The 14,587-nt window shown below is 70.9% G+C and carries 15 protein-coding genes and 1 tRNA gene; 6 read left to right on the top strand and 10 right to left on the bottom strand.

The window, feature by feature from the left end:
- Positions 1-411: 411 nt before the first annotated feature.
- The 3 genes from ACIBO8_RS25230 to ACIBO8_RS25220 form a co-directional block, all read right to left on the bottom strand.
- On the bottom strand, positions 412-810 hold the full coding sequence (locus ACIBO8_RS25230) for a hypothetical protein (protein WP_396117720.1): 399 nt from the start codon (positions 808-810) through the stop codon (positions 412-414).
- Complete coding sequence (locus ACIBO8_RS25225) at positions 810-2,735, bottom strand: hypothetical protein (protein WP_396117719.1); 1,926 nt, start codon at positions 2,733-2,735, stop codon at positions 810-812. Before ACIBO8_RS25225 ends, ACIBO8_RS25230 begins: the two co-directional genes overlap by 1 nt.
- Positions 2,736-3,074: 339 nt before the next feature.
- Entirely contained in the window at positions 3,075-3,446 is a 372-nt protein-coding gene (locus tag ACIBO8_RS25220; protein ID WP_396117765.1) for a hypothetical protein, read from the bottom strand.
- Here ACIBO8_RS25220 and ACIBO8_RS25215 point away from each other — a divergent pair.
- Together ACIBO8_RS25215 and ACIBO8_RS25210 are read left to right on the top strand one after the other, a co-directional pair.
- A complete protein-coding gene (locus tag ACIBO8_RS25215) occupies positions 3,403-4,041 on the top strand; it encodes a helix-turn-helix domain-containing protein (RefSeq protein WP_396117718.1) in 639 nt (212 codons plus the stop codon). The two genes, ACIBO8_RS25220 and ACIBO8_RS25215, sit on opposite strands and share 44 nt — an antisense overlap.
- Before the next feature lie 99 nt (positions 4,042-4,140).
- Complete coding sequence (locus tag ACIBO8_RS25210) at positions 4,141-4,608, top strand: hypothetical protein (RefSeq protein WP_396117717.1); 468 nt, start codon at positions 4,141-4,143, stop codon at positions 4,606-4,608.
- Between the two features lie 283 nt (positions 4,609-4,891).
- Here the strand turns inward: ACIBO8_RS25210 and ACIBO8_RS25205 are convergent.
- The 3 genes from ACIBO8_RS25205 to ACIBO8_RS25195 form a co-directional block, all read right to left on the bottom strand.
- Positions 4,892-4,968 (bottom strand) — tRNA-Met (locus ACIBO8_RS25205).
- 57 nt (positions 4,969-5,025) lie between these two features.
- Positions 5,026-5,793, bottom strand: coding sequence for an enoyl-CoA hydratase (locus tag ACIBO8_RS25200; RefSeq protein WP_396117716.1), 768 nt, complete (start codon positions 5,791-5,793; stop codon positions 5,026-5,028).
- A gap of 77 nt (positions 5,794-5,870) precedes the next feature.
- On the bottom strand, positions 5,871-6,941 hold the full coding sequence (locus tag ACIBO8_RS25195) for a lamin tail domain-containing protein (protein ID WP_396117715.1): 1,071 nt from the start codon (positions 6,939-6,941) through the stop codon (positions 5,871-5,873).
- A gap of 200 nt (positions 6,942-7,141) precedes the next feature.
- On the opposite strand from ACIBO8_RS25195, the gene ACIBO8_RS25190 reads away from it, so the two are divergent.
- Positions 7,142-7,930, top strand: coding sequence for a pentapeptide repeat-containing protein (locus ACIBO8_RS25190; RefSeq protein ID WP_396117714.1), 789 nt, complete (start codon positions 7,142-7,144; stop codon positions 7,928-7,930).
- Positions 7,931-8,083: 153 nt separating this feature from the next.
- On the opposite strand, the gene ACIBO8_RS25185 is transcribed toward ACIBO8_RS25190, so the two are convergent.
- On the bottom strand, positions 8,084-9,157 hold the full coding sequence (locus ACIBO8_RS25185) for a translation initiation factor 2 (protein ID WP_396117713.1): 1,074 nt from the start codon (positions 9,155-9,157) through the stop codon (positions 8,084-8,086).
- A gap of 105 nt (positions 9,158-9,262) precedes the next feature.
- Positions 9,263-10,114 carry a spermidine synthase gene (locus tag ACIBO8_RS25180; protein ID WP_396117712.1) on the bottom strand — a complete coding sequence of 284 codons (852 nt, stop codon included), beginning with the start codon at positions 10,112-10,114 and terminating at the stop codon, positions 9,263-9,265.
- A gap of 83 nt (positions 10,115-10,197) precedes the next feature.
- Here ACIBO8_RS25180 and ACIBO8_RS25175 point away from each other — a divergent pair, with 83 nt between their 5' ends.
- Both ACIBO8_RS25175 and ACIBO8_RS25170 read left to right on the top strand, forming a co-directional pair.
- Positions 10,198-11,643: a DUF1800 domain-containing protein gene (locus tag ACIBO8_RS25175; RefSeq protein WP_396117711.1), complete on the top strand. Its 1,446-nt coding sequence runs from the start codon at positions 10,198-10,200 to the stop codon at positions 11,641-11,643.
- A gap of 5 nt (positions 11,644-11,648) precedes the next feature.
- Positions 11,649-12,896: a DUF1501 domain-containing protein gene (locus ACIBO8_RS25170; protein ID WP_396117710.1), complete on the top strand. Its 1,248-nt coding sequence runs from the start codon at positions 11,649-11,651 to the stop codon at positions 12,894-12,896.
- Here the strand turns inward: ACIBO8_RS25170 and ACIBO8_RS25165 are convergent, their stop codons facing one another.
- Positions 12,897-13,808 (bottom strand): anti-sigma factor RsbA family regulatory protein, encoded by a 912-nt coding sequence (locus ACIBO8_RS25165; protein WP_396117709.1) that lies wholly within the window; start codon positions 13,806-13,808, stop codon positions 12,897-12,899.
- A gap of 266 nt (positions 13,809-14,074) precedes the next feature.
- Here ACIBO8_RS25165 and ACIBO8_RS25160 point away from each other — a divergent pair, with 266 nt between their 5' ends.
- Positions 14,075-14,377: a hypothetical protein gene (locus ACIBO8_RS25160; protein WP_396117708.1), complete on the top strand. Its 303-nt coding sequence runs from the start codon at positions 14,075-14,077 to the stop codon at positions 14,375-14,377.
- Between the two features lie 24 nt (positions 14,378-14,401).
- Here ACIBO8_RS25160 and ACIBO8_RS25155 read toward each other — a convergent pair whose 3' ends face one another.
- Entirely contained in the window at positions 14,402-14,581 is a 180-nt protein-coding gene (locus tag ACIBO8_RS25155) for an antitoxin (protein ID WP_364711365.1), read from the bottom strand.
- Positions 14,582-14,587: the final 6 nt, after the last annotated feature.

The following is a 14,587-nucleotide window of genomic DNA, read 5'->3' as shown; positions in this document are numbered from 1 at the left end:
TCAAGGCCATCGTCTACTTCGACACCGCCCACGACGACCAGGGCGACCGCGACATCAGCATCGACAGCACCAAGACCAACCTCGCCGCCTTCCGCAAGGTCGCCGCCAACCCGATCTTCAACGTCAAGCTCGGCTGATCCGGCAAGTGCACGTCTGAGCCGCCCGGCATGGTGCCGGGCGGCTCCGGCGTCTCCACCGCAGGAGACGAGCACCGGGTATTCCGAGCGGGCTGGCACCACCGGGCCGGGCGGGTCGCCAGGTAAGGCGGCGGACGGGAGCAAGCCGGCGTGAGCGGCCTTGCTCGCGGCGCGGTTCGCTCGGATGCGGCGGAAGAAACGCGATCGCCAGGGAGTCCCGCGAGGTCGCCGACGTCGTGCCGGCTCGCCTGCGATGGGCGTACGAACCGGCCGCCTAGGAGGCCGGGTCCACCCGGGGTCGCCGCAACAGCCAGGCCAGGATGGTACGGACGAGATGCATCGACCCGGACGGTTTCTCGCCGGGCTCCGGGGTGGGTGCTGCGGAAGGATCCGGCTGCTCCGGGGCGACATCGTGCCCCTGCCGCTCGAGACCTGCGACGGTGTTCGTAGTCGCCGGATCGTCCGGGGGGAGGATCTCGACGATCCGGTCCTGGGTGCCGGCGTTGCCGGCATCGCGTTCGAAGCTCGCCATGGTGAGTCGCCAGGCGGCGCGGAGACGGTCCGCATCGTCGAACATCGACCCCTTGAGGGGTGCGTAAGGCGTCACGAAGTCGGTGGATTCAACGACCCAGATCGCGTCATTGTTGCTTGTTGAGGCCTTCTTGTCGGACATCACCCCTCCTTTCTGACCGGACTCGGTCGCCGACCGATTTCCGTGGTGCGCCGCATCAAGTCCCGATAGTGCACGAGTTTCAAAATGAATCTGTAGTAAATGTACATAAAGTTGACGAGCGACAGGATCGAAAGGGCGATCCACGCCGTGTGCGTGACGCCGAGCAGGCTCACTCGCGGTCCAGGGGCGACCGCTGGGGCGGCCGAGGCCGTCGTCAGGTACGTCACGATCGATGCTATCGACAATATGCCGCTCACTATGAGGGAAACGCGTGCCAACAGGGAACCCCCCACTAGCGCGTTTCTCTCGGAGGCGATGCCGAACCAGGAGGCCACGACGGCCGGCAAGGCAAGTACTACCGCCGGATAGTCGCTTCCAGGTGACACTCTGTGATTCGACACCAGGTATCCCACCACGATGACGAGGACCGTCGTCGCGAGCGCCGTCACCGCGGATTGAAGACGAGAGCCCGGTGGAACCTCCTTGAAACGCGCGATGATCTGAAGTCCCTCCATCTGCGGTCGCATGGACCCGAATCCGCGCAGATAGAGATGAACAAAATTCTGACCGCGGCGGCGTTGCATGCGGAAGTAATGACGACCGTCGGACGGGGAGGCTGGAGAGCGATTTTCCGGGCCGTGACTGCATTCGTTGTGCGGTGCGGGGAGTTCGGGCTGTGGTTCCTTGCCGGTCCACGACGAGTCCACCAGCCTGCGGCAATAGCGACACATCAGGCGCTGCTCGAACACGTATTTGCTGTCCGGAGCGTTAAGGCGCAAGTGGTACGACGAGGCGGTCAGCGCGAGAATCACCGGGATGGCCACCTGCGAGGGCCGAAGGCCCAGGCCGATGCGAGCAAGGCCTCTCCAGTGCTTCGCCCGGTGGGCCTTCCGCCCTGCTCGGCGTTCGGCCGTGTCCGGGTCGTCGAGGGCGGTCACGGACGACGGCATCAACGTACGTTCGTACTTGATGAGCACGCGCCCGCCGGTCACCGTCGCCGGATCCACGACGGCGACGATCGGGTATGCCCCGCACAGTTCAAGCACATACCGGTTGAGCCGATCGCGGGTGAGGTCGTCGACATCGAGCGGTCCCAGAAGCTGGTTGACCGTGTGCTTTGCCTCCCCGAGCTGCACGCGGCCGCGCATGGCCAGCTGGGCCAGCAGTTCCTTTTCGCTCGCGCGGGACTGATCGTTGGGCCATTCATCGGCCTCCTCGACGCTGGTGCCCCGGGCGGCGAGAGCGGTCTGGTAACCGAACGCCATGAGCAGCCGGAGGCCGGCTGCCGCCAGGCGCGTGGTCTCCTCGTAGGTGAGGTCGGCGAGTGAGTTGTCCCCGGCGTCGCGAAGGTGGAAATTGTCGACCAACTCGCCCTTCGTGGGATGCAGCACGGGTAGGTAAAGGACCTTTGCCTGCTCCCAGCCGCGTGGGAGGTCGAACTCCACGGTCACCCGCTGGACCATGAGATGCCCTTCGAGGTCGACGGTCTCGGCGACCCTGACTCTGTGCTTCGCGGAGCTCATGATCAGCTCTACGAACGTGGTGACCGGAGCCAGGTACTCGAATTCGCGTGCGTCTGCACCGGGGGCGAAGGCGTTCTGCGGATCGCGAGTGATTCGCCGAGCCGCTTCGGTCCACAGTTCGTCGAGCCACTCCGGGGAGGGCGGGTCGGGCGTACCGCCGGTCGACTCTTCCTCGGCGAGTCTGCCTCGGCGCATGACGAAGAGCGCAACGGTGAGCAGGAGGGCCATCACCCCTGCGCCGATTCGTGTAACCAGCTCCCATGTTTGCCAGTGCGAAAGACCCCGCAGGAAGCCACTGAGGAGGGACGTGATGATGAGAAAAACGACGAGCACCGCAAGGAAGAACTTGGCGCACTTGACCGTCCACCGCTCGGGTCCGAGCTGACGCTCTTGGGCGGACATGCAGCAAGCCCCTCTTGCTCGTCGCCGCCGCGCCCGGGAGCGACACGGTCGATGGTGCGGCCGGTCGATCCTGATCTGCCGTCTTTCGCACCGTACCGCCGCAAACGGGGTCATGGTGGGCGATCACGGCGTCTGCCGCCTCCCGATGCGGGCGCCTTTTGTCCACTCGTGCCGAGGTGCCGGAAGAGGGCCGGACGTGCGGCGGGGAGCCGAGGGCTTCGGAACCGTTGTGTCTGCGGCCATAGACCATCCAGCGCGGACCCGATCGGCGGGCCGCTGGCGAGGGCGACAGGTGCCGGGGAGGCGCGCGGGTGTCAGTACCGCCCCGCGGGCTTTTATCTAGGCGCGGGGTCCGGCCCAGGAAGGCGTGCGCCCAGCCGCCTGCCGGCCGGTGGAGAAGTGGCCCGAGCCGCTGTTCCTGGCCGCGCGCCGAGCCGCCGGCGCGATCGGCGGTGTCACCCGTGCGGGTGAAATCGCGGGCGGCTTTTCCGTGGGCGGCGTGAGCCGTACGACGGTGGGGCGCTGCGGACCCACACCTGCCGTGGCCGCCACCACCGGCAGGTGTGGGTCGGGTGCCGGACGCGCGACGGGTACGCCGCCGTCCGGGGTTTCCGGCCGGGTGGGCGGCGTCCTGCGGGCGTGCCGGAGCAGGGCGAGGGTCAGGGCTATGCCTGCCGTCATCAGGAGGGCCGCCACGATCGTCAGCGCCATGGAGCCACGACCTTTCTCTGCTGTCCCGCACGGAGCACGGGGCACGGTGTGGGAGCCGGAGGAACGCCGGGTCCCGGGCACCCTGCGAAGGACGAGAACATGCGGCAGCGGGTGGCGGCCCGAGCCATTGGTTTTCCAGCCAATGACGCTAGCAGTAGATGGCCCTTCAACCAATCGTCCAGGGTGCCGTTCCCCCGCATATGCTTCGGGGATGAGCTTCGGCGACTACCTCAGGGGCGTGATCCACGCCGCGGGGTTTCCGACGCCGACGCACTTCGCTCGTGCTGTGGGGATGGATCCGTCCGTTGTGCTGCGATGGCTCAGCGGTGAGCAGCGCCCCACGATCCGGTCCATCGAGCGGATCGCTCCGGTGCTCGGGCGGAGTATCAACGAGCTGGTGCTGGCCGCGTACCCGGATCGGCTCGGGGGTGAACGGTCGCCGGAGCCGGCGACGCACCCGTTGGTGCAGGAGCTGGCCCGGATGCTGGCCGATGACTCGCCGATACCGGCGGCCGACCGCCGGGCCCTCGAGACGGTGCTGGATCGCATGATCGATCCATACCGGAGGGTCCTTCGTCGGCGCCGTTCCGCGTGACAGTAATTCGCGTCACGGGCCGGATGTCCGTAATCTCGGCACATGACTGCGCGGGCCGGAGTTGAACGCGTACCAAGCGTGAACGGATTGCACCTGCAGATGAGCAGGTTGCTGCTCTGCTGCCTGATCGTCGCGATCGCTGCCACGGGGGCGTTGGTCATCACGTCCATCGTGGCCTTCCCGGAGCGTCCCGGGCCGCCGCCCGGGAACCCCGGCATTCCTCCGGGGCCGCCTCCGAACGTTCAGGCGGTCGCGGTGATCGTGCTCGTGACCGGCGTCTTCGTGCTGTCCTGGCTCGCGGTCCTGGTCGTCTTCGCCCGCGACCAGATCCTTCGGCGCCTCGGCGAGGGCGGAGATCCCGAACGGATGCGGGAGCTCTTGACCGAGGTACGCGCCGAGCTGGCCGCCGACCGCGAGCGTGAGTGGCAGATCATCGCGGAGCGCCTCGCGGACTACGGGGAGCAGCGGGAGACCGACGGATACCTCAACGGCATGCGCGTGGGTACAGGTAGTCAGCCGGCCGAGGAGAACGTGCGCTCGCTGCGCCGCCCGCCGAGCCAGCGCTGAAGGAAGTGCAGCGGTGGTTCAGTCGTAGTGGCCGTGCCACTCCGCACCGGTCCACCGCTCCCACCGCGTGCCGGATCTCGGCGACCAGCTGATCGCCGATGCGCGCCTGGAGCCGGATCATCAGGGCCAATGCCAGTGTGGTGCCCAGGCCCCCGCAACCATGGTCGCGGCACCGGGCATACGGGGAATGCAGCCGGCGCCCCGAGGGCAAATCCTGGAGGAAGTCCAAACGCGGTCTCACGCGAAGGGCCCCCGGAGAGAGTGTCTCCGGGGGCCCTTTCCGTGGTAGCGGGGACAGGATTTGAACCTGCGACCTCTGGGTTATGAGCCCAGCGAGCTACCGAGCTGCTCCACCCCGCGTCGGCCCGGCAACGTTAGCACGCTCGCCCGGGGCCTCGTCCGGGGGAGTGTTCCTCCTCACCGGCGGAAGCGGGCCACCGTCTCCTGGATCGCCGGGCCCGTGGCCGAGGAGGCCTGGGCCCACGCCTCGAATTCGACGCTCGTGGCGAGGTCGGACGTGGTCGCCATGCGTACCGATGTCTTGATGTCGCGGGCCAGGGCCGGGTCCAGCGCTGCCCAGCGGGCGGCCCTTTCGTGGGCCGCGGCGAGCGGGTCCTCCGCCAGGGTGCCGGCCAGGCCGAGCCGGACCGCTTCCGGGCCGTCCACGCTGCCGCCGTCGAGCAGGAGCTGCATCGCGCGTTCCGGGCCGAGGGTACGGGTGAGGAACCACGTGCAGCCGCCGCCCGGGTGCAGCCCGATCTTGGTGAACGAGGCGATGAGTTGCGCCTGCGGGCCGACGATGCGGGTGTCGCAGGCCATCGCCAGGTTGAGGCCCGCGCCGACCGCGGGGCCCTGGATGGCGGCGATGGTCGGGATCGGCAGAGTGAGGACGCGCAGGAAGCTGTCGTAGATCTCGTGCAGGTCCGTGCGGATCTCGGCGACCGAGCGGCCGGTGCGGTTGAACATCGCCGGCAGGTCCGCTCCCGCGCAGAAGGCCGGGCCGTTGCCCGCGATGACCAGCGTGCGGGCGTCGCGGTCGTCGGCGATGTCGGTGATCGCCGCGATCAGGCCGTCGCGGACCTCCGGGTCGATCGCGTTGCGGCGGTCCGGGTCGTTGAGCGTGATCGTCCAGCGGCCGTCTTCAGTACGGTCGCGGAGCACCTTGGTCACCGGCAGAGAAGGCATAGGACCATGATCGCGTACCGGGGAAACACTGCGGCCCCCGGCGGGGGGAAGCCGGGGGCCGCAGCGGTGGGAAGTGGTCAGCAGTACGTGACGCCGCTGCCGTTGCCCCACTTGCAGGAGTCGATCGACTTGCCGGTGTTCGTCCGCAGGTACGCGGTGTCGCCGCCGTTGTTCCACACGTAGCTGGTCCGGTTCCAGTAGCGGTGCTTCGAGTCGGGCTGGCCGTTGGTGCCCTTGCCGGTGTGGACGTACATGTACTTGCCGGCGCCCAGCCGGTAGTCACCGGAGAACGTGTAGACGTGGCCGGCGGCGTCGCGCACGGTCCAGCCCTTGAGGTTGATCGTCGCCGACGTCTTGTTGGTCAGGCGGACCCACTCGTTGTTGAGGCTGGTGTTGCTGCCGGTGTCGGAGCCCGGCGAGTTGTACTGGATCTTGCTGAACTGGACCGCTCCGGCTGCGACCGAGGGGGTCGTCGGCGTGGGCGTGGTGCCTCCGCCGCTGCCCGAGCCGCTGCCGACGTTGATGTCGACGGTCTCGGTGGTGCCCTTGAGCAGGTTGTTCTCCGGGTCGCCGTCGATGACCGCGCGGTAGGACTTCGTACCCGAGCCCTGGCCGGAGAGCGTGGTCGTGAAGATGGAGGCGTCGCCGACCGTGTTGCCGGTGGCCACGTCGCTCCAGACGCCGCTCGCCGCGCGCTGGATGTGGACGCGCAGGCCGGGCTGGGTGGGGTTGGCCGAGACGTTGACGTTGACCGTGCCGTTGCTGGCGGTCATGGTCATCGTCGGCACGATGCCCATCGCGACCGAGATGCGGTTCGACTCGACGCCGCCGGCCATCACGTAGAAGCGGAAGCCGGAGTCCACGATCCGGCTGAGCGACCACTTGCCGGAACTGTTCGCGGTGGTCGAGATGGTGCCGCCGTTGGTGTAGTCGGGCGACGGGTAGAAGTCGTTCCAGACGTACGCCGACTCGTAGAGCGCGACGGTGGCGCCCGCGGGGGCGGTGCCGGTGAGGGTGATGGGCCCGTATCCCTGGCGGCTCGCCGGCGCCGAGATGGTGGGCGCGTCGGCGGCGGCCGCGGGGGCGGCGAGGCCGAGGGCGGCGGCGCAGCCCAGGGCGGCGAACAGGGCCGTCTTGCGTGCACGCATCAGCGAAAGTCTCCTTGAGCGTCGAGGGCGGTCCTCGCAGCTTACGGATCATGACTATGCGTAGTCACCCGTCCTGTCGGTCCTGGTTGCTGGCCGGTCGGGGGAGCGCAGAGGCGACGTAGAGTCACTTTCCGTCAGCGAGGGCCGTCACGCCAGGTAACGGTAAAATGCCGCGGATCGGGCGGCGCTAGGCTGCACGCATGACCGATCTGGTGCTGCGCGCCGAGTGCGAACGGTGCGCGGGGCTGTGCTGCGTCGCGCCCGCGTTCGCCAAGTCGTCGGACTTCGCCATCGACAAGCCGGCCGGCCGGGCCTGCCCGAACCTTCGCGACGACTTCCGCTGCGGCATCCACGACCGGCTGCCGGCGAAGGGCTTCCCGGGGTGCGTCGTCTTCGATTGCTTCGGCGCCGGGCAACAGGTGACGCAGGTCACCTTCGGGGGCCGGGATTGGCGAAGCACGCCCGGCATCGCGGGGCAGATGTTCGCGGTGCTCCCGGTGATGCGGCAGATCCACGAGCTTCTCTGGTACGTGACCGAGGCGCTGAACCTTCCTGCGGCGCGCCGGCTGCACCCGAGACTGCTGGCGGCGCGGGACGAGACGGTCGCGCTCACCACGGGTACGCCCGACGAGTTGCTCGCGCTCGACCTGGACGCGTACCGGAGGAAGGTGAACCCGCTGCTGCAGAAGGCGAGCGAGCTGGCCCGTGCCGGGGTGGCTCAGCGGCGCGCCGACCACCGGGGCGCGAACCTGATCGGCCGACGGATGCGTGGCGCGAACCTGCGCGGAGCGAGCCTGCGTGGCGCCCTGCTGATCGGCGCCGACCTGCGGGACACCGATCTGCGGGCGGCCGACTTCACGGGTGCCGACCTGCGAGGGGCGGATCTGCGCGGGGCCGACCTCAGCGGTGCGCTGTTCCTCACCGAGTCCCAGGTCAGGGCGGCCGTGACCGACGACACGACCCGCCTGTGCGCCGAGAACGCGGCCTGACAGCCCGGGGTAAGGCAGAGGCCGAGACCGCCGAGCGGGCGGCCTGACCGGGTCCGCCGGGCCTGCGGGGTCAGGGGAGACCGACGGGCAGGCGCCCCGAGCGCGCGACGGGCCAGGCCGGCCGCGGCGAGATGAAGCGGCTCGGGGGGTGGCTCAGTGCTGGCGCCGGCCGCGGGTGCTGGAGCCGATCTCCTGGTCCGGGCGGCGGATTCCGGTCTTGCCCTTCGCCGAGTTGGCCGCGAACCGGGCAGCGGCGCGCCGGACCCGCTCGGCGCGGGCGGTGAGGTCGGTCGTGGGCTCGTTCGAGCGGTCCACGGCGGCCTCCGGTTCGCCGGCGATCAGGTGCGCCACCCGGGAGGCGAGGTCGGCGGCGCGGGAGGCGAGGTCGGGCTGGGTGGCCTGGGCCGCCTCCTCGGCCGCGGCGGCTTCGAGCGCCCGTGCCTCGTCGGCGGCCGTTCCGGGCCGGTAGCCCGGGAGCGGGCCGCTGCCGGTGATGGTGGGCTCGGAAACCGGAGGAGCGGGACGGCCCGCGACAGGGCCGTCCTGCGCGGCGAGGTCGGACTGCCACGCGGCAACCTCGGCGTGGCCCGCCCGCTGCACCGGAGGCGACCCGGCCGGCTGCGGCTGCGGATCGGCGGGGGCCTGACGGGGGACCGGGAGGGCGCCCAGCAGCGACACCGTCTGACCCTCACCGCCCTGGTAGTTGGTGAATTCCGGTCCGATCAGCAGCCGCGACAGCATCCGCGCCTGTGGCGTTGCCAGGCCCAGCTTGTCCGCGTTGTCCACCCGGAAGCGGGCGATCGCGTGGCGGATGATGTTCGCGAGCCGGTCCGCGTCGCCCACCTCGGCCAGTTCGCCGCCCGCCAGCACGAGGGCGGGGAAGGAGCCGTCGGCGCCGCCGCAGACGAGCTGGATCTGGGTGACGGAGGCGGCGCGGCCGGGCGTACGCGTGCCCGGCTGCACGCGGATGTGCTGGGGGTACAGCCAGCGGAGCTCGCCCGCGGTGATCTCCACGTCGCCGGGCGATTCCGAGGAGGTGTACGCGTACCCGAGGCGGCGGTCCGTGACGAGCACCTCGGTGGCCTCGGGGAGCGTCCAGCGCGGGAGTGAGGCGGCGCGGTCGAAGGCGTATTCGGCGACGGCGCAGCGGCCCCGCCACAGGGCCCGTTCCCCTCCCTGGAGCGGACCGAAGGCATCGGGCAGCGGCTGCGGGTGCGGGTCCGGCATCCCTCGATTAGATCCGGACTCCGAATGCGGAGACAAGTCGTTGCGCTGTCAAATTTTCGCCTGACGATCCGCTGAACCTTCGGCCGACGCGAGTCGTACTCGTGTCTAGGCCTTCGTGCTGAACAGCCCCTCGGGCGGTGCCGGGGAGGCGACCGCGTCGGCGTCCGTGACCGCGGCGCGACCGCCGGTGAACCTGTCCAGATCCGTCTCCACGCGGCCCGGGAACCAGTCGCCGGCCGCCCGGCGGGTGAGCTCCGCCACCGGCAGCGGGGTACGCCCGGCGACGACGACCAGGTTGCCGAACCGGCGGCCGCGCAGCACCGCGGCGTCCGCGACGAGGCACGCCTGCGGCAGCACCGCGCGGATCGTGGCCACCTGGGTACGCGCGTACGTCAGCGGTGGCCCGTCCGCCACGTTGGCGATGAGCCGCCCGCCGGGGGCCAGCACCCGCGCCGCCTCGCGGATGAATTCGACCGACGCGAGGTGTGCGGGCGTGCGCGCGCCCGCGAACACGTCGACGATCACCACGTCGTACCCGGCGTCTCGCATGCCCGTGACGGCCTCGCGCGCGTCTGCCACCCGTACCCGAAGCTTGGTCCTGGTGTCCCAGGGCAGTGCCGTGCGGATCAGATCGACCAGCGGTCCGTCGATCTCCACCACCCGCTGCGGCGAGCCCGGCCGGGTCGCCGCGACGTAGCGGGGCAGCGTCAGCGCCCCGCCACCCAGGTGCAGGACCCGCAGCGGCGCTCCCGACGGCGCCAGCAGGTCGATCGCCGTGGCCATCCGGCGGATGTACTCGAACTCGAGGTGCGTCGGGTCGTCAAGGTCGACGTGCGACTGCGGCGCGCCGTCGAGCAGCAGGGTCCACCCGGTCGGCCGGTCGGGGTCGGGGACCAGCTCGGCGACGCCGGAGCCGACGGTCTCGACGCGTCGCTCGCCTCGCCTGCGCTGTGCCACGGCTGCACAGTACGTCGGTTGCGGTTGGGGAGCACGAGGCCGGTAACCCGATAAAGGTCCGACCGGCGGCCGACGACGATGACGTGACGGCACCCTCGGACTTCCTGCCCGGCGACCCGTTGCTGCACCTGCTGCGCCGCGCCACGTACGGTCCGACCCCGGCCTCGATCGCCGAGATCCGCCGCCTCGGCGCGAAGGCGTGGCTCGAGCGGCAGCTGAAGCCCGCCGCGATCGACGACAAGGTCGCCGACGGCCTGGTCGCCCGGTTCCCGCTGAGCGGACTCACCATCGACAGCGTCCGCGCCCGCTCGCGGGCCGGGGTCTTTCGCCAGTACGGCTGGGAAGCGATGTACCAGGTCGCCGCCGCCACCATCGCCCGGGCGGTCTGGAGCGAGCGTCAGCTCTTCGAGGTGATGGTCGAGTTCTGGTCCAACCACCTGCACATCGCCTGCCCGGCGGGTGAGGTCTGGGACAACCTCCCCGACTATGACCGCAGGGTGATCCGCGCGCACGCGCTGGGCCGCTTCGCCGACATGCTCAAGGCCAGCGCCCGCCACCCGGCGATGCTCATGTATCTGGACAACCGCTTCTCCACCCGCGAGGCGCCGAACGAGAACTACGGCCGTGAGCTGCTCGAACTGCACACCGTCGGGCTCGGCTACACGGAGTCGGACGTCAAGAACGCCGCCCGGCTGCTCACCGGCCTCACCATCAGCTGGGAGACCGGCCGCTACGTGTACGACGCCGGCCGGCACGCCACCGGACCGGTGAAGGTGCTCGGCTTCCGGCACGCGAACCGGACCGCGTCCGGTGGCCAGGCGGCGGCCCTGGCCATGCTCGACTACCTGGCCCTGCACCCGCGCACCGCGAAGCGGATCGCCACCAAACTGTGCGTACGGTTCGTCGCCGACCAGCCGCCCGCCTCGCTGGTCACCAAGCTGACGAAGGTGTACCTCGACAACAAGAGCGCCATCGTGCCGGTGCTGCGGGCCCTGTTCACCTCGCCCGAGTTCGCCGCCTCGGTCGGCGCCAAGACGCGCACGCCGTACGAGGACATCGTGGCCACCGTGCGCACCCTCGGGTACGGGCCGGAGGCGTCCGGGACGGCGGGTGTCATGGCCCTCTACTGGACGGCGAACGACGCCGGGAACGCGCCGATGGCGTGGAAGCCGCCGAACGGCTATCCGGACGTGGCCACCGCCTGGGCATCGCCGGGCACGCAGGTGACCCGGTGGAACGCCCACCTGAACATCACCGGGGGATGGTGGCCGACCACGCTGCAGCGGCCGGCGTCGCTGGTGCAGGAGTTCGTGGGCAGCACCCTGCCTCCGACGTACGGCGGCCTCATCGACGCGCTGGCGACCCGGTTGGTCGGGCGGACCCTCGCACCCCAGCACACCGCCGCGCTCGCCGCCTTCTTCGGCAAGGTGCCCGCCAGCCCGCTCAAGGACACCGACGGGGCGGCGGGGTGGCTGTTCCCGTACCTGGTGGCGCTGGTGCTCGACTCTCCCTACTTCGCGCTGAGGTGACCGTGATGGCTGACCAGGACTGCGGCTGCACGATCAGCCGGCGCACGCTGCTGGGCGCCGGCGCGGCCGGGCTGTTCGCGAGCTTCGCCGGCGACCAGCTGGCGACCCAGCTCGCCTTCGCGTCGCCCGGCTACCAGGGCGACGTGTTCGTGCTGCTGTCGCTGCGCGGCGGCTTCGACGGGCTGTCCGCCGTCGTGCCGCACGGCGACCCGGCGTACTACAAGGCCCGTCCCGGCATCGCCGTGCCCAAGGCCCGGCTCATCGGTGGCAACTCGGCCTTCGGGCTGAACCCGGCGCTCGCCCCGCTGCTGCCGTTCTGGAAGGCCGGCACGCTGGCGGCGGTGCAGGCCGTGGGGCAACCGGCGCCGAACCGTTCGCACTTCTCCGCGATGGAGGAGCTGGAACGCGCCGCGCCCGGAACCACCCTGCGGACCGGCTGGCTCGACCGGATGATGGGCGGTCTCGGCGCGAGCGGCGCCTTCGACGCGGTCTCGGCCGGCAACGCGATGCCGGCCCGGGTGCTCGCCGGTCCCGCCCCCGACCTGGGTCTCAAGGCGGTCGACAAGTTCAAGCTCTCCGGGGAGACCCCGTACCGGCCGATGGCGCAGACCATCGCGGCCCTCTACGCCGACGCGCCGGAAGCCCTCGCTCGTACGGCGGCGACGGCCACCTCGGCGCTGGCGACCGCCGGGCGGCTGCAGGCCGTCGGATACACGCCGGCGAACGGCGCCGCGTACCCGGACAACGACCTCGGCAAGGCGCTGCGCGACGTGGCGCGCCTGGTGAAGTCGGACGTCGGGCTGATGAGCGCCTGCGTCGACTCCGGCGAGTGGGACATGCACGAGAACCTGGGCACGGCAACGCCAGGCAAGCGGATGTACGACCACCTCGCCGAGCTGGCCGGCGCCCTGGCCGCGTTCGCCACCGACCTCGGACCGGACGGGCTGGGCCGGGTCACGCTCATCACGATCAGCGAGTTCGGCCGGCGCGTCGCCCAGAACGGCTCGGGCGGGCTGGACCACGGCTACGGCAACGCCATGTTCGTGCTCGGCGGCGGCGTCAGGGGCGGCAAGGTGTACGGCCGCTGGCCCGGGCTGTCGGCGAGCCGGCTCGTCGCTGGCGACCTGGCCGTCACCACCGACTACCGGGCCGTCATCGGCGAGATCCTCCGCGCCCGCTGCGGCGTATCCGACCTGGCCGCCGTCTTCCCGGGCGTGAAACCCTCCACGCTGGGACTCGTGCGGTCCCGCTAGTCAGCCGCGGCGCAGGGCGAAGCGGACCCTCGTCAAGCCGTCGGCCTGGTGGATCGCCAACGAGTCGCAGAGCTGCTGGACCAGCCACAGGCCCATGCCGCCGACCTCGCCCGGCCGGGGCGGCAGGTATCCGGCCAGCGGTCCCGGGCCCGGCGTGCCGTCGTCGCTCACCTCGCCCACGACGGCGTCGTCGGTCACCCAGATGCGCAGCTCACGGTGGCTGCCACCGTGCCGGATGCCGTTCGTGGCGATCTCGCTGATCGCGAGGACCAGCGTCTGCAGGCGCTCGGGCGGCAGCCAGTCGCCGGCCTTGGCGAGCTCCCGGATCCGGGCCCGCAGCGCGGCCACGGCGTCGACGATCGGGGCTGCCAGCACCGGCTCGCCGGCGACGGGCCACAGCGGCTCGGGCAGCCCGGCCAGGAAGACCTCGGGCGACTCGTAGGTCGCGCTGTCGCGCCAGTCGCCGTCGTGCACCCGCGGATGGGTACGGACAGCGGCGGTGACCAGGGCGGTCGGCAGGACCCGGCGGTCGTACGGGCACACCAGATGCCCGTTGAGCTCGGCCAGGCTGCGGTTCAGCGCCGCCTCGAAACGCAGCCACGGGTCGTACGGGCCGGCGAACGGGATCTGCCCGATGAGCCGAACGAACGGACTGCCGCCGGCTGCCGCGGCGCGCAGGATCTGGGCCCAGCCGGCGATGGTCCGCACCGGACGGACGTACCACTCGTCGGCCGGCAGGAACCGCACCGAGCGGGCGTGGTCGGCGAGCGCCTCGCGCAGCAGGCCGAGCCCGTGCGGGCCGGCGGCGACGGCCACCACCTCGCCGCGTTCCAGCCCGTCGCGGACGAAGTCGCCGAGGGTGGCCGCATACGCGGAGTCGGTGTCATAGAGGAACGCCGAGTGGGTGAACACCGCCTCGCCACCTCCGAGCACCGCTGATCGACCACGGTAACACCCGGCCGATTTCCGGCTGTCCGCCGAGCGAGGCGGGAGTACCAGTGGGGGTGAAAGGGAGGCCCGGAAACATGAAAACCCCCTGCAATCGCTGCGTCCCGTTCCACACTGGGCGCGTTCAACGATTGCGGGGGTGAAGAGTGTCGGGTACGGGGACCAGCGCGCTGGCCGAGATCATCGGCGACAGGCCGGCACGGCCGTCCGGACCACCACATGCCGGGGACATGACCGCCATCCTCGCCGCAGCGCAGCACCGCGCCGGTCCGCCGCTGAAGATCCGGCGGCAGGAGTCCGACGAGGGGCCCGCGTACTGGCGCTGGGACTGCGCCAACTGCGGCGAGTACGGCGGCGGCCGGCACCACCGCGACGCGGTCAGCCGGGCGATGCGGCACTGCTCGGAACACCCGGAGCACCGCTCGTCGCTGCTGCCGCCGGCGCGCTGCCGGGAACGCGACCACCGGCTGGCCGTCCACCCGATGCTGTTCGCGCTGGACGACGACCCGCCGCCCCCGCCGCTCGCGATCTAGCCGCGAGGACGGGGGCCGGTCGGCTCACTGCTGGGTGTCGCCCTCACCCGTACGGGCCTGCGCCTGGTCGACGCCCTGGTCGATCTTGTCCGAGTACTTGTTGCCGGTGCGCTGGTCGATCTGGTCGCCGGCCTTCTCGAGGCCCTGGTCGACCTGCTCGTCATGCTTGTCGGCGAAGTCCTTGGCCTGGTCCATGAAGCCCATGGTGTC

It is taken from the genome of Actinoplanes sp. NPDC049681, assembly GCF_044465265.1.
In the GTDB taxonomy this organism is placed as follows: Bacteria; Actinomycetota; Actinomycetes; order Mycobacteriales; family Micromonosporaceae; genus Actinoplanes.
This window is presented reverse-complemented; position numbering and strand designations above follow the sequence as displayed.